The 13,824-nt window shown below is 72.9% G+C and carries 11 protein-coding genes and 1 rRNA gene; 9 read left to right on the forward strand and 3 right to left on the reverse strand.

Annotated features, from left to right (window positions below; genetic code table 11):
- Nucleotides 1-69: ribosomal RNA gene (rrf, locus tag HAV39_RS43635) — 5S ribosomal RNA — on the forward strand; the annotation flags it as partial.
- An 81-nt stretch (nt 70-150) separates the two neighbouring features.
- Here the strand turns inward: rrf and HAV39_RS22485 are convergent.
- Nucleotides 151-1,059: an aminoglycoside phosphotransferase family protein gene (locus HAV39_RS22485; protein WP_191841151.1), complete on the reverse strand. Its 909-nt coding sequence runs from the start codon at nt 1,057-1,059 to the stop codon at nt 151-153.
- A gap of 17 nt (nt 1,060-1,076) precedes the next feature.
- Here HAV39_RS22485 and HAV39_RS22490 point away from each other — a divergent pair, with 17 nt between their 5' ends.
- Nucleotides 1,077-1,619, forward strand: coding sequence for an RNA polymerase sigma factor (locus HAV39_RS22490; RefSeq protein WP_191841152.1), 543 nt, complete (start codon nt 1,077-1,079; stop codon nt 1,617-1,619).
- An 11-nt stretch (nt 1,620-1,630) separates the two neighbouring features.
- Nucleotides 1,631-2,641, forward strand: a complete 1,011-nt coding sequence (locus HAV39_RS22495; protein WP_191841153.1) for a CU044_5270 family protein — start codon at nt 1,631-1,633, stop codon at nt 2,639-2,641.
- 135 nt (nt 2,642-2,776) lie between these two features.
- Here HAV39_RS22495 and HAV39_RS22500 read toward each other — a convergent pair whose 3' ends face one another.
- Nucleotides 2,777-3,484, reverse strand: a complete 708-nt coding sequence (locus tag HAV39_RS22500; RefSeq protein WP_191841154.1) for a hypothetical protein — start codon at nt 3,482-3,484, stop codon at nt 2,777-2,779.
- A gap of 126 nt (nt 3,485-3,610) precedes the next feature.
- On the opposite strand from HAV39_RS22500, the gene HAV39_RS22505 reads away from it, so the two are divergent.
- The 3 genes from HAV39_RS22505 to HAV39_RS22515 all read left to right on the forward strand — a co-directional run bounded on the left by HAV39_RS22505 (nt 3,611) and on the right by HAV39_RS22515 (nt 8,112).
- Entirely contained in the window at nt 3,611-6,202 is a 2,592-nt protein-coding gene (locus HAV39_RS22505; RefSeq protein ID WP_239120309.1) for a valine--tRNA ligase, read from the forward strand.
- An 86-nt stretch (nt 6,203-6,288) separates the two neighbouring features.
- Nucleotides 6,289-7,560 carry a bifunctional folylpolyglutamate synthase/dihydrofolate synthase gene (locus HAV39_RS22510; protein WP_191841307.1) on the forward strand — a complete coding sequence of 424 codons (1,272 nt, stop codon included), beginning with the start codon at nt 6,289-6,291 and terminating at the stop codon, nt 7,558-7,560.
- Between the two features lie 96 nt (nt 7,561-7,656).
- Nucleotides 7,657-8,112, forward strand: a complete 456-nt coding sequence (locus tag HAV39_RS22515) for a DUF4233 domain-containing protein (protein WP_191841156.1) — start codon at nt 7,657-7,659, stop codon at nt 8,110-8,112.
- Here the strand turns inward: HAV39_RS22515 and HAV39_RS22520 are convergent.
- Nucleotides 8,109-9,416, reverse strand: coding sequence for a VOC family protein (locus HAV39_RS22520; RefSeq protein WP_191841157.1), 1,308 nt, complete (start codon nt 9,414-9,416; stop codon nt 8,109-8,111). The genes HAV39_RS22515 and HAV39_RS22520 overlap by 4 nt on opposite strands.
- Before the next feature lie 181 nt (nt 9,417-9,597).
- Here HAV39_RS22520 and ndk point away from each other — a divergent pair, with 181 nt between their 5' ends.
- Genes ndk through HAV39_RS22535 form a run of 3 tightly spaced genes read left to right on the forward strand, consistent with a single transcriptional unit; the run spans nt 9,598 to nt 13,817 of the window.
- Nucleotides 9,598-10,008 carry a nucleoside-diphosphate kinase gene (gene ndk / locus HAV39_RS22525; RefSeq protein ID WP_155386285.1) on the forward strand — a complete coding sequence of 137 codons (411 nt, stop codon included), beginning with the start codon at nt 9,598-9,600 and terminating at the stop codon, nt 10,006-10,008.
- A 21-nt stretch (nt 10,009-10,029) separates the two neighbouring features.
- Nucleotides 10,030-11,352: an SWIM zinc finger family protein gene (locus tag HAV39_RS22530; protein WP_191841158.1), complete on the forward strand. Its 1,323-nt coding sequence runs from the start codon at nt 10,030-10,032 to the stop codon at nt 11,350-11,352.
- Nucleotides 11,349-13,817 (forward strand): DUF7824 domain-containing protein, encoded by a 2,469-nt coding sequence (locus HAV39_RS22535; protein WP_191841159.1) that lies wholly within the window; start codon nt 11,349-11,351, stop codon nt 13,815-13,817. Before HAV39_RS22530 ends, HAV39_RS22535 begins: the two co-directional genes overlap by 4 nt.
- Nucleotides 13,818-13,824: the final 7 nt, after the last annotated feature.

The raw sequence follows: 13,824 nt of genomic DNA on the forward strand, positions 1-13,824 counted from the left end.
GAAGCTAAGCCCTCCAGCGCCGATGGTACTGCAACGGGGACGTTGTGGGAGAGTAGGACGCCGCCGGACAAACATCGCTGTTCAAGGCCCACCCCTCACGGGGTGGGCCTTGACGCGTATCCGGACTGCATCGCCGTTCCTTTGCGCGGCTCATTGGTGTAGCAATCGGAGTAGGCGCACGGCTTGAGCCTCGGCCGCGCCTGGTGGATTGCGTTGAGCGGATTTGCCGCCGGGCAGGAGCAGCCGCAGCCAGAACATGGCCCACACCCGGCGGGCCGCCCGCAGGCGCGAATGGTCCACGTCGAACCGTGCGCAGAACGCCTCGGTGTCGGTCGCGCGCAGTGACAGGTGCTCGGACAGGATGGCCAGTTCCATCGCGGGATCCGAGACCGCGGCATCCTCGAAGTCCACTATGCGCACGCGGTGCCCGTCCCACAGATAGTTGGCCAGGTGCGGATCGCGCTGCCCAAGCACCGTGGCCGCCGGTGGCCGGCGCAGCGACTCCGGATCCGGGCCGTCCCACCAGGCGACGGCGGCGTCGAACGCCTCGGCGGTGAGGTCGTCGTCAGGGCGCCGCCCGTCGGTCAGCATCCGCGCGAAACGGAGGTCGTCCGACCAGGGCCACTCCGCCGCCAGTTCCTCGTGCGGAACGCGCCAGAGCGCCGTCAGCGCCGTATGGAGCGCATCAGCCTGTGCCGGGGTGAGTTCGCCCATGAGGGGTTCGCCGGGCACCACCGACATGGTCACCGTCGGCGGAGTGGCGGTGAGATCCGCGGTCAGGGGCTGCGGCACCAGACCGGGTTCGTGGCGGTGCGCCAGCCGCAGCGCCGCCCATTCGCGCAGATGCTCGTCGCGTTCCCAGGAGACATAGCGCTTCGTCAGCCGGGTTCCCTCGACCGTCAGTTCATGGGTGTGGGACACACCCGACACCCTAACCAAGGTGATCGCCGGCAACCGGCCCTCCGGCCGGGCCGGTGGCGTTCCCGTCCGTGCACGATTTCCGATCTCGCCGGTAATCATCGTGCTGCCGCCGACACAGAGCAGGGTGACAATCGCCATCGCAGTGAGGAGTTCGCATGGGCCCGCCGCCCGGCCGCGACGAAGGCTGGTTCACCAAGGTCTACGACGAGCACTATCAGCAGATCCTCCAGTACGGCCGGCGGCGGCTGGCCGATCTGGACGCGCCTGCTGAACTCGCGCAGGAGGTGTTCGCCGTCGCGTGGCGGCGCCGCGACGAGGTGCCGGACCGCTGCCTGCCCTGGCTGTACGGGGTGTCCCGGCGCCTGCTGGCCAACCACTGGCGGGCCCGGCGGGCGGCGGGACGGCAGGTGCCGATCACCGACGCCGACGTCCTGCGGGAACCGGGCGCGACCGGTGCCGACGCGACCGTCGGGGTCGCCGACGTCCGGGCCGCCTTGCGTTCGCTGTCCGACCTCGACCAGGAGATCCTCCGGCTGATCGGCTGGGAGGAGCTGACGGTCGCCGAGGCCGCGCAGGTGCTCGGCTGCAGCCGTACGACCGCGGCGGTGCGGCTGCACCGTGCCCGCGGGCGGCTCACCGCCGCCATGGCGGCGCCACCCACCCCACCCGTGCCACACCGCCGGTTGGCCCGATCGTGAGAGGACCTGTGATGTTCGGAGAACAGCGGACCCGTACCCTCCTCAGCCCCGCCGACCCGGCGCGCGAGCTGCCACCCGAGCCACCCCGGCTCTCGGCTCGCGAGCTGATCGCCTGGGCCGGCGCGACCGCCGAGCCGGTCACCGCTCGCCGTGAGAGCCGGCTGCCCCGGCGGATGGTTCTCGCGACCGGTGCGATCGCCGTGGCGGCCGGCGCCGTGGTGGTGCTCGGGTCGCGGGACGTGCCGACCGGGGTGCAGCCCGATCCCGCCGATCCGTCCGGCGCGGCGGCGGGGCGGGTCCTCGTTCCCGTGGCGTATCAGCCGGGCTCGGCCGAGACCGCTGCAGGGCCTCGGCTGCGGGCGCTGGCCGACGGGCTGGTCGACGCGCCGTACGAGAACAGCGCGGGCCGGTTCACCTATCACCACACGAAGGTGTGGGGTGATCCGGTGATGACGTCGCCCGACGGCCGGTTCTCCGTCGCCTTCGCCCGGGAGTCGACGGTCTGGTGGACCCCCGGCGCGACGGGCCGGCAGACGACCTCCGCGGGCGTGCCCGAATACCCGGACCGGGCATCGCGCGATCACTGGGCGGGCCTACTGGCCGGCACCGAGGCTTCTCCGATCGACGACGTCCCGCAGCCGCCGTTCGACCCCGTCCTGCCCGCGGACCGGGCGGGGTTGGCCGGACTGCTCAAGACCGACCTGGGTGCGGGCGTCGCCAGCAAGGAGACCAGCAAGACCTTCGGCCGGTACGCCGTGCCGCGGCGGACCCGGGCGGAGATCCTGCGCGTCCTCGCCGACGTGCCGGGCTTCCAGTGGCGTGGTGAGGTGACCGACCGGGCCGGCCGCGACGGCGTGGCGGTCACCTTCGACGACCGCGTACACGGCACGCAGCACCTGCTGATCTTCCAGCCCCGGACAGGTGAACTGCTCGCCTGGGAGCTGGTCACCCTCGGCCCGGCACAACGTATGAGCGCCTACGAGCTGATCCTGGCGACCGACCGAACCGACCACGTGGGCTGATCCGCGTAGCCGGGCCGCCTGCTCCAGGCGGCCCGGCGAGCGCGAGCCGGAGCACGATCGATCATGAAGTTAGGGCACCGACACGCCGTCGACCCCTGCCATAAGTTCATGATCAACGCAGAGGGGGGAGGGGGGTCAGGGGCGGGTGAGGGTGGTGGTGCGGATGGTGGTCATGAGGGGGGCGGCTTCGGCGGGGGTGCGGCCGGGGAAGAGGGCCAGGGCGAGGCTGCCGTGGTCGGCCCAGCCGCAGACCGCCATCACGCCGTCGGGGCCGTCGGTGGAGCCGCACTTGAGCACGCCGCCGAGGTCGCCGGGTTCGTAGTCGGTGAGGCCGGCGACACCTCCGGTCTGGTCCTCCATGAGCTTCAGCACGGTGTCGAGCTCCCGCTCGGGGCTGTACATGGTGGTGGTGCCGCCGAACACCATGACGCTCTTCGCGGCGCCCTCGGCCGGGTCGGTGTAGATGGCCGACGTGGAGGAGTCGAGCTCGATGCCCGCGGCCAGCGCGGTCAGCAGGTAGCCGGCCGTGTCCTTGGCCGCGGGGCTGTCGTCGCGGACCATCGCGCCGATCTTCTCGGGCATGGTGAGCTTGGCGTCGTTCTGCTGCGTGATCCGGATCAGCGTGGGGCCGAGCGTGAACGCTGCGGCGATCGCGCCGGCGCCGAGCACGGCCATCGCGGTGAGGGTCCAGCGGCGGCGCTTGCTGTGCGGCGCGGGCCCGTCCTCGGGCTCGGCGGTCGCGGGGCCGGGCATCATCCGCACGGCGGGACGGGCGTACTGCGGTATCTCGCCGGTGTCCGGCGTACCCGCTTCCGGCCGTACTTTCGCGTCCTGCTCTGACATGTGCCCACCTTCCGCCGACCCGCGGAGCCTAGCAAGCCGCAGCCTGCCAGCGGTGGACCCAAGCTCGCTTCGTAGACTTGGCGGGTGACCGAACTCAGCCAGCAGCCGCGCGAGCCGCGCGCCCCGTTGTCCTCCGAGCTTGCCGCCGCGTACCAGCCCGGCGAGGTAGAGCAGCGGCGGTACGAGCAGTGGGTAGCCGCCGGTCACTTCGACGCCGACGCGAAGAGCGACAAGCCGCCGTTCGCGATCGTGATCCCGCCGCCGAACGTGACGGGTTCGCTGCACGTGGGCCACGCGCTCGATCACACCATTCAGGACTCGCTGATCCGCCGCAAGCGCATGCAGGGCTTCGAGGCGCTGTGGCTGCCGGGCATGGACCACGCGGGCATCGCCACCCAGAACGTGGTGGAGCGCAAACTCGCCGCGGAGGGTCTGTCGCGTCACGACCTGGGCCGCGAGACGTTCGTCGAGCGGGTGTGGCAGTGGAAGGCCGAGTCCGGCGGCGCGATCCTCGGGCAGATGCGCCGCCTCGGCGACTCCGTCGACTGGTCGCGTGAGCGCTTCACCATGGACGAGGGCCTGTCGCGGGCCGTGCAGACCATCTTCAAGAAGCTGTACGACGACAACCTGATCTACCGCGCCGAGCGCATCATCAACTGGTGCCCGCGCTGCCTGACTGCGCTGAGCGACATCGAGGTGGAGCACAGCGACGACGAGGGCGAGCTGGTCTCCATCCGGTACAGCGACGAGATCGTGGTCGCCACCACCCGCGCCGAGACGATGCTCGGCGACACCGCGGTGGCCGTGCACCCCGACGACGAGCGCTACAAGCACCTCATCGGCACCGAGGTGGAGCTGCCGCTGACCGGCCGGCGCATCCCGATCGTGGGCGACGCGCACGTCGACCCCGCGTTCGGCACCGGCTGCGTGAAGGTGACCCCGGCGCACGACCCGAACGACTTCGAGATCGGCCAGCGGCACAACCTGCCGTCGATCACGATGATGGACGAGCGGGCGATCATCACGGTGCACGGGCCGTTCCTCGGCCTGGACCGGTACGAGGCCCGCCCGGCCGTGGTCGCCGCGCTGCGCGAGCAGGGGCGGATCGTGGCCGAGAAGCGGCCGTACGTGCACGCGGTGGGGCACTGCTCGCGCTGCAAGACGACGGTCGAGCCGCGGCTGTCGCTGCAGTGGTTCGTCAACACCGGCCCGCTGGCGAAGGCCGCCGGCGACGCGGTGCGCGACGGACGCACCAAGATCGAGCCGGCCGAGCTGTCCAAGCGCTACTTCGCCTGGGTGGACAACATGCACGACTGGTGCATCTCGCGCCAGCTGTGGTGGGGCCACCGCATCCCGGTCTGGTACGGCCCGGACGGCGAGGTCGTCTGCGTCGGCCCCGACGACGAGGTGCCGAGCGGCGACGGCTGGCGCCAGGACGAGGACGTGCTCGACACGTGGTTCTCCTCGGCACTGTGGCCGTTCTCCACGCTGGGCTGGCCCGAGCAGACCGCCGACCTGGCGAAGTTCTACCCGACCAGCGTGCTGGTCACCGGCTACGACATCCTGTTCTTCTGGGTCGCCCGGATGATGATGTTCGGCCTCTATGCCATGGACGGCAAGCAGCCGTTCGATGTCGTCGCCCTGCACGGCATGGTCCGTGACCAGTACGGCAAGAAGATGTCCAAGTCGTTCGGCAACGTCGTCGACCCGCTGGACTGGATCGAGCGCTTCGGCGCGGACGCGACCCGGTTCACCCTGGCCCGCGGCGCGAACCCGGGCTCGGACGTGCCGGTCAGCGAGGAGTGGTGCCAGGGCTCGCGCAACTTCTGCAACAAGCTCTGGAACGCCACCCGGTTCGCCCTGATCAACGGCGCGCACACGGAGGGCGAGCTGCCCGCGCAGCTGTCGACCATCGACCGCTGGATCCTGTCCCGGCTGCAGCACACCATCGCCGAGGTCGACGAGTACTTCGAGAACTACGAGTTCGCGAAGGTCTGCGACAGCCTGTTCCACTTCGCCTGGGACGACGTCTGCGACTGGTACGTGGAGCTGGCCAAGCCGGTGCTGACCGGTGACGACGCCGAGGCGGCCGAGCGCACCCGCCGGGTGCTGGGGCACGTCCTGGACCAGTTGCTGCGGCTGCTGCACCCGGTCATCCCGTTCGTCACCGACGAGCTGTGGTGCGCCCTGAACAAGGTCGAGGGCGACGCGTCGGTGATGGTCGCGGCGTGGCCGTCGGCGAACCCGGCGCTGATCGACGACGCGGCCGAGGCCGAGCTGGAGACGCTGCAGCGGGTGGTGACCGAGGTCCGCCGCTTCCGTGCCGACCAGGGCCTCAAGCCCGGTCAGCGGGTGGCCGCGTCGCTGGACGGGCTGGCCGCGGCCGGCATCGCCGCGCACGAGCCGCTGATGCGCTTCCTGGCCCGGCTCGACGTGCCCGGGGACGGCTTCACCGCCACCGGCACGGTCGCGGTCGCGGGCGGCGTGACGGTGTCCCTGGACACCCGGGGCAGCATCGACGTGGCCGCGGAGCGGGCCCGCCTGACCAAGGACCGGGCTGCCGCGGAGAAGGAGATCTCCCAGGCGACCGCGAAGCTGGGCAATGAAGGATTCCTGGCCAAGGCTCCGGAGCAGGTGGTGGCGAAGCTGCGCGAACGGCTCGCCACGGCCGAAGCCGACGTGACTCGCATCGACGCCGCGCTCGCGCAGCTAGGGTGACATTCGTGAGCTCTTCCGCTCAAGACGGGCAAGACATCACCTACGCCGAGGTGGAGGCCGCGCTGGACCGGCGCGGCTTCACCCGGATGGTCTTCGACCTCGGTCGCATCGAGGAGCTGCTGGACGTGCTCGGCAGCCCGCAGCGGGCGTACCCGTCGATCCATCTGACCGGCACCAACGGCAAGACCTCGACCGCTCGCATGATCGACAGCCTGCTGCGCGCGCACGGGCTGCACACCGGGCGGTACACCAGCCCGCACCTGGAGACGGTGCGGGAGCGGATCAGCCTGGACGGGCAGCCGGTCGACGAGGAGCGCTTCACGGCGGTGTACGCCGAGGTCGGCCCGCTCGCCGAGCTGATCGACGCGCGCAGCGACGAGCCGCTGACCTACTTCGACATGACCACCGCGCTGGCGTTCGCGACGTTCGCCGACGCCCCGGTGGACGTCGCCGTGGTCGAGGTCGGGCTCGGCGGGGCCGAGGACGCGACCAACGTGATCCAGGCCGGCGTCGCGGTGATCACCCCGATCGGGCTGGACCACACCGAGTGGCTCGGCGACACCATCGCCGACATCGCGCTGGCCAAGTCGGGCATCGTGCACGAGGGCGCGACGCTGATCTGCGCGCTGCAGCCGGAGGAGGCGATGGAGCCGATCCTGGAGCGCTGCGCCGAGGTCGGCGCGACGGTGGCCCGCGAGGGCAGCGAGTTCGGCGTGATCGAGCGGAACGTGGCGCTGGGCGGCCAGGTGCTGACGCTGCAGGGCCTGGGCGGGGTGTACGACGAGATCTTCCTGCCGCTGCACGGCGCGCACCAGGCGCAGAACGCCGCCCTGGCGCTGGCCGCGGTCGAGGCGTTCCTCGGCGCGGGCAAGGACCGGCAGCTGGAGGTGGAGCTGGTGCGCGAGGGCTTCTCGTCCAGCTCCTCGCCGGGCCGGCTGGAGCGGGTCCGCAACGCGCCGACCGTGCTGGTCGACGCCGCGCACAACCCGCACGGCATGGCCGCCACGGTCGCGGCGCTGACCGAGGAGTTCTCGTTCCGCCGCCTGGTCGCGGTGGTCGGCATGCTCGGTGACAAGGACGCGGCCGGGGTGCTGGACCTGCTCGAACCGGTGGTCGACGAGCTGGTCTGCACGCGCAACTCCTCGCCTCGGGCGCTGCCCGCGGAGGAGCTGGCGGAGATCGCGTACGAGATCTTCGGGGAGGACCGGGTGCACGTCCATCCCGAGCTGCCCGACGCCATCGAGGCCGCGGTGACCCTGGCCGAGTCGGACATCGATGCGGGCATCAGCGGCGTCGGCGTGCTCATCACCGGCTCCGTCGTCACCGTCGCCGACGCGCGGAAGCTGTTCCACCGGTGAGCACGGGGCCCGGCGCACCGGCGCGGGAAGAACGGGCATGAGCACGCGGGTCAGGCGGCCCGGATCGGCTCAGGCGCAACGCAGCAAGGAGCGGGGATGACCGAGCACAGCCACCCGAGTGAGGCCGCGGCCGGCTCGACGCCCGAGGGCCCGGCCGGGCACAAGCCGGGTGAGGCCCGCGAGCGCGACCTGCAGTTGAGCCTGGGCGGCAAGCCCAGCGGCCTGCGCAACCCGACCCGCGCGGTGCGCGGACTCGCCGCGGGCACGCTGGTGCTGGAGGCGCTGGTGCTGCTGCTGGCGCTGATGCCGATCTGGGTGCTGCGCCCGCCGGGCGGCAGCATGGCCGCGGTGACCGTGGCGCTGGTGGCCGTGGTGGTGTCCATGGCGCTGACGGCGACCCTGCGCTTCCCGTGGGGCTGGTGGCTGGTCTCGGTCTTCCAGGTCGCGCTGCTGCTGCTGGGCTTCCTGCACTGGGCCTTCGCGGTGGTCGGCGTCGTGTTCGGGCTCACCTGGGCGTACGTGCTCTACGTGCGCCGGACCATCACCGGCTAGCCGCGCGCCTTCCACTCGATGACCGCGATGCCGTGGCCGTCGGGGTCCTTGAACGAGGCAGCCCACAGTTCGAGGCGCTCGCCGTGGTTGACCACCCGGGGCGCGTAGGTGAACTTGACGCCGCGCACCTTCAGCTCCTGGTAGACCGCGTCGACGTCGCCGACCTCCAGGTTGAGGTGCACGTGCCGGCGGTTGACCGGGGCCAGCTCAGGGGTGGTGCGCAGCACGAGCCGGGTGTCGCCGGAGGCGAGCACCAGGTTGCCCGGCCCGCCGTCGATCTCGTAGAAGCCGAGCAGGTCGTGGTAGAAGCCGCGGGAGCGGGCCAGGTCGGTGACCAGCAGGGTGATGCCCACGCCCTGGATCGACCCGGCGGACGCGGGCCGGGCGTGCGGTGACGCGACGAGCAGGTCGTCGATGCCGGCGCCGGCCGCGGACGGCAGCGCCACCGGCCCGGTGAAGGTGTCGGAGATCGTGGGCGCGGCGGGTTCCGGCACGTCCGCGAAGTCGATCATGTCGACGGAGGTGAAGTCCGGCGACTCCTCGTCCATCGGGGTGCGCGGGCCCGGCACCTCGCCGGTGTAGAGCTCGCCTTCCAGCACGGCGACCTGCACCGGGTCCTCGTGCGGGGCCGGGCGGCGGTGCGGGCTCGGCTGGCGGCGCGGCAGGGGGTCGTTCACCGGCACCGCGTCGAGGTCGATCGGGTCGTCGTCGCGGAAGCCGGCGTAGGTGTCGTCGGATCCGTGCGGGTCGTCGTGGCCCGGGGCGTCGTCGTAGTGCTGGTCGTCGTAGTGCGGATCGTCGTAGTCGTCGCCCGGGTCGTGGTAGAACTCGTCGTCGCCGTGGTCGAAGCCCTGCTCGTACCGCTCGCCGTGGGTGCCGATCTTCTCCCACTGGATCTTGATGCGCCGCGCGTCGGCGACGGCGACCAGAGCGGGCAGCGTGTCGCCCGCGTCGGGCCACTTCAGCACCGGCACCCGGGGGTCGTTCATCACCACGGTCTGACCGGGATGGCCGGGCGCGTCCACCAGCACCTGCATCTCGCAGCGGCCGAACTCCGCGTTCAGCGGCGGCTCCGAGGCCTTCACCACGTGCACGGTGCCCACCACGTATGCCTTGTCGGCGCCGAGCATCGAGGCGGTGGTCAGCAGGGCCACCCCGACGACGACCATCGCCGCGCCGACCGCGCCCAGCGGCCAGCTGCCCAGACCGGCGGACATCGAGATGACGAACAGACCCAGTGCGCCGAGGCACACGGCGGTGGTCACCCGGCCGGGCCGGACCGGTTTGCGCCCTAACCGTGCCAACGCGTGCCTCCCCGAGCGCTGTGTGCACGGACCACAGCGCGCCGCCTCCCCGCAACGCTGTGTCTTCAATCCATGACCTTAGGCGGGTCCGTCGATCGAGGAAAGTGCAGTTCGGTAGGCTGATGAGCCCACCTCGTGTTGCCGCAGGTGGGGGCATGTGTCGCCGTCAAGGAGGAAGTTCGTGTCGGAACGTTCGCTCGTGCTGATCAAGCCGGATGCCGTGCGCCGTGGCCTGGTCGGGGAGATCATCGCGCGGTTCGAGCGCAAGGGGCTCGCCGTCGACGCGCTCGTGCTGCGCACGATGGACGCCGATCTCGCCGACGCGCACTACGCCGAGCACGTGGAGAAGGCGTTCTACCCTCCGCTCAAGGCCTTCATGACCAGCGGGCCGCTGGTGGCCGCGATCGTGTCGGGTGACGAGGCCATCGCGGTGATCCGCCTGCTGGTCGGCGCGACCGACGGCCGGGCCGCGGCCGCGGGCACCATCCGCGGCGACCTGTCCCTGTCGAACCGGGAGAACCTGGTGCACGCCTCCGACTCGGCCGAGTCCGCCGAGCGCGAGATCAAGCTCTGGTTCCCGGAACTGTCGTAGCCCGTCCCTACGGTGGCCGCCATGTCGGTAGCCACCTATTCGTACCCGGGGCCCTCCGCGCTGACCGCGGAGGGTCTCGCGTTGCAGACGTCCGGCGGGTGCGGCACGCATCCCCGCTTCTTCGACGGGTTCATGACCACCCCGCAGACCGTCGCGACCGGACTGCTGGCCGTCGCCGAGGTCGCCCGCGCCCGCTACCACCAGCGCACCGGCTGGGTCAGCCTCGATCCGGTGGTCACCGGTAGCGAGGACATGCTGCGGTTCGAGTCGTTCAGCGGCTGCTGCGGGGTGTACGCGCGGATGGACGTGCTGCCGTCCGGTCTGGACGGTGAGCGCCCCGAGCACGGCACCACCAACGTCGACGTGAACGTGCCGCTGCAGCTCGCCCTGGCCCGCGTCGGCGGGCTCGACCCGCTGCACCTCGCGGTCGGCCCGCAGGACCTGACCGTGTCCACCATGGACGGCTCGGTCGTCGAGCGCAAGGTGCCGCTGCCCGGCCGCTGGCTGCGCGGTTTCGCCCAGGTCCACGCGGTCACCGCGGGCATGGAGCCGCGGGTGCGGGTCGGCGCGGCCGCGGCCGCCGAGTTCCTGCGCCGCCTGCCGAAGGGCCGCGACACGCTGTGGGTGGTGCCCGCGGGGCAGGGCCTGCGGCTGACCGCCCGGCCGGTGCCGGGAGCCGTCTGCCTGACCGGCACCGACCGGCTCGGGGCGCTGCGCGGGCTGCTGCGGCACGCGAGCACCCTCACCGTGTACGGCCCGGCCGTGCGCTCCGGCAGCGCACCCGTCGCCTCGGTGTGGGAGCTGGAGACCCCGACCCTGCGCCTGTCGCTGACGCTGTCGCCCGAGCCGTACCGGGGCTTCTCCGGCGAGGGCGCGGTGCTGTCCGCGCTGGCCTCCGACGACGCCGCCGACGCGGCGGACCGGATCAGCGAGCTGCTCGCGCTCGCGCCCACCCTCGACGCCGACGCGCTGGCCACCGCCACCGGCCTGACCCCGGTGCAGGTCCGTTCCGGGCTCGCCCTGCTGGGCACCGCCGGGCGGGTCGGCTACGACGTCGCCGAGGCGAACTACTTCCACCGGGTGATGCCGTTCGGCACCGCCGCCGCCGAGAAGCTCAACCCCCGGCTGGCGGGCGCGCGGGCGCTGCTGGAGGCCGGTGCGGTGACCGTGTCCGGCGAGGTCGCCTCGGTGCGCGGCACCGAGGGCGTGTATCAGGTCCGGCTCGTCGACGGCGCCCCGGCCGGCTGCACCTGCCAGTGGTGGGCCAAACACCGCGGCGACCGGGGACCCTGCCGTCACCAGCTGGCGGTGCGGATCACGGTGACCTCGCAGGTGCCCGCGTGAACGCCGCGGCGGGCGCGGATGAGCTGCGGCGGGCCGTCGACGCGGCTGACGTCGCCGCCGTCGTGGACTGGCTGCGCCAGGCCGGGGAGAAGCAGCGCCGGGCGGCGTTCGCCGAGCTGGCGGCCGCGGCCCGGCAGACCGAGGACTGGCAGGTGTCGCAGCGGCGGGCGGCGGCCCGGACCGTCGCGCTGGTGGGCTGCGCGTCGACCGCGAAGAAGGCCGTGGCCGCGCTGCATCGCGGTCAGCTGCGGTGGGGGCTGCGGGCGGCGCAGCCCGGGCCGGTGCTGGAGGTGCTGCGGCTGCGGCAGGTGCCGTGGCTCGCCGAGTTCGCGCAGCTGATGGCCGACCGACTGCCGGTCGACGGGAGTTGGGGCGCGACGGGTCACTGGCAGTTCGTGGACGTCCTGGTCCGGGAGAGCGCCTGCGCGGTGCCGACCGGCGAGGCGTTCGTGTCGTGCTGGATTGACGCGATGCGGTACGCGGACGACGCCGACGCCGCGCTGCGCGACAGCCCCTACACGGCGGCAATGGTGCCGATGCTGTTCACGCACGACCGGCTCGGGTCGCGGCTGGACTTCGAGTACCAGCCGGACGCGCGGGGGTTCGTGCCCGCCCTGATCCGGCTGGGCGGGGGCGACGCGGCAGTGCGCCGGATGCTAGTCGAGGGCTGCCGGGCCCGGCTGCTGCGCGGGGGCAAGCCGGGGGAGCTGCGCGCGTACACCCGGCTGCACGAGGCGCTGGCGGTGACGGCGCAGGAAGCGGCGGCTGGGGCGGGCGACTACCTGCGCCTGGTGGAGGCAGGCAGCTCCCCGGTCGCGGGCATGGCGCTGAAGGCGCTGCGCGGCGTCGACGAGGCCGGGCTGCTGGCCTGGGACACGCTGCGCGAGGTCGCCGAGCTCGCGCTCGCCCGGCCGGAGAAGACGCTGGTCAAGGGACAGACGACGTGGCTGCGGCAGGTGGCGCGGCGGCAGCCCGAGCACGCGGCGGAGGTCGCCGCGCTGCTGGCGGGGCCGGCGTCGGCCGCGCCGGAGCCGGTGCCGGCCGCGCTGCCGGTCCCCGTCGCGGCGCCGCTGGGGCCGCCGCTGGGCAGTCTCGCGGAACTGGCCGAGGAAGTGTCGGCGCTGCTCGCGGGGGATCGCTCGGTGCCGACCGTGGAACGCGTGCTGGCCGCCCTCGTGCACTGGCGGGTGCAGGACCCGGAGGCGCTGGCGCGGACCGTGCGACCGCTCGTGGACACAGGGGCCTGGTGGGGCAAGCTGGCCGAGCGGATGCGCGCGGTGCTGCGCGCGGTCACCACGGTCGACCCGCGGCCGGACCGGTTGCGGCAGCTCGCCGCCCTGTTCCGTGGCGACGGTGCGACGCAGACCCAGCTGCTGCGCAGGCTGCGTGGCAACAGCAGCGGGCTGCACCTGGTGCTCGCGGCCCGGCTCGCGGAGATGTCCGCTCAGTTGGGCCGCCAGCCGGTGCCGCTGCTGATGGCGACGCCGACACACGCCAACGGCCGCCTGGCGCCCGCGGAGCTGCTGCGGCGGCTGGAGCAGGCCGAACGTGACGGGTGGCAGCCGTGGGCACTCGACTTCGAGCAGGCCCTGCTGCGGCTGCCCCGCGAGACCGATCCCCAGGTGGCCGCCGCGGCACTGCGGCTGCGCTCGCCCGCCGGGGTCACCTTCGCCCGGTGGATCAGCGGGCCGACGGCAGACCCCGTGTCGAGGCCGCAGGAGCAGCTCGCCGACCCCCGGCAGTCGAACTCGTGGTGGGAGCGGCAGCCCCCGGCCCGGCGAGTGGTGGCGCTCTCGCCGCCGAACCATGCGGGCCCGCTGGCCCGGGAGCTGATGACGATCGTCCGGGACGACCGTCCGACTCCGTCGCCCGGCCGCATCGAGGAGCCGCAGCTGTGGGCCGCCGCCCTGCCCTCGCACCGGGAGGTGGTGGCCGCGTCGGCGCTGCCCGTCCTCGCCGCGAACGCCGACCTGGATTACGACGGCGGTGGTCTGCTGCTGGCCCACCTGGCGGAGTGTGCCGGTCCGGTCGGTCCGGCGGTGAACCTGGCGCTGGCGTACGGCCTCGCCGCGCGCGCGACGGCCGACCGGATCGCCGCCGTCGATGGGCTGCTCGGCCTGGCCGCGACCGGAGACCTCGACGCGGCAGCGGTCGGGCGGGAGCTGGGCGAGCTGGCCGCCGCGGGCGTGCTCAAGGTGAACCGGGTCGTGTCCGCACTGGACGAGGCCGCGCAGGCGGGTGCCGTCGCCGCGGTGTGGCAGCTCGCCGTCGCGGCGCTGGTGCCGCTGGTCGCGCTGGACAAGGCGCGCCCGGCGACGGCCGACCTGATGGCGCTCGCGGTGCGGTGCGGGCGCGCCTGTGGCACCGCGCAGCTGCCGCCCGAGGTCGCGGCGCTGGCCGACCGGGGTGGTTCGAGCCGCCTGGTCGCCCACGCCCGCGAGCTGCGGGCACTGGTCGCGGCCTGACCGCCTC

The organism is Catellatospora chokoriensis (genome assembly GCF_011297315.1).
Taxonomy (GTDB): domain Bacteria; phylum Actinomycetota; class Actinomycetes; order Mycobacteriales; family Micromonosporaceae; genus Catellatospora; species Catellatospora citrea.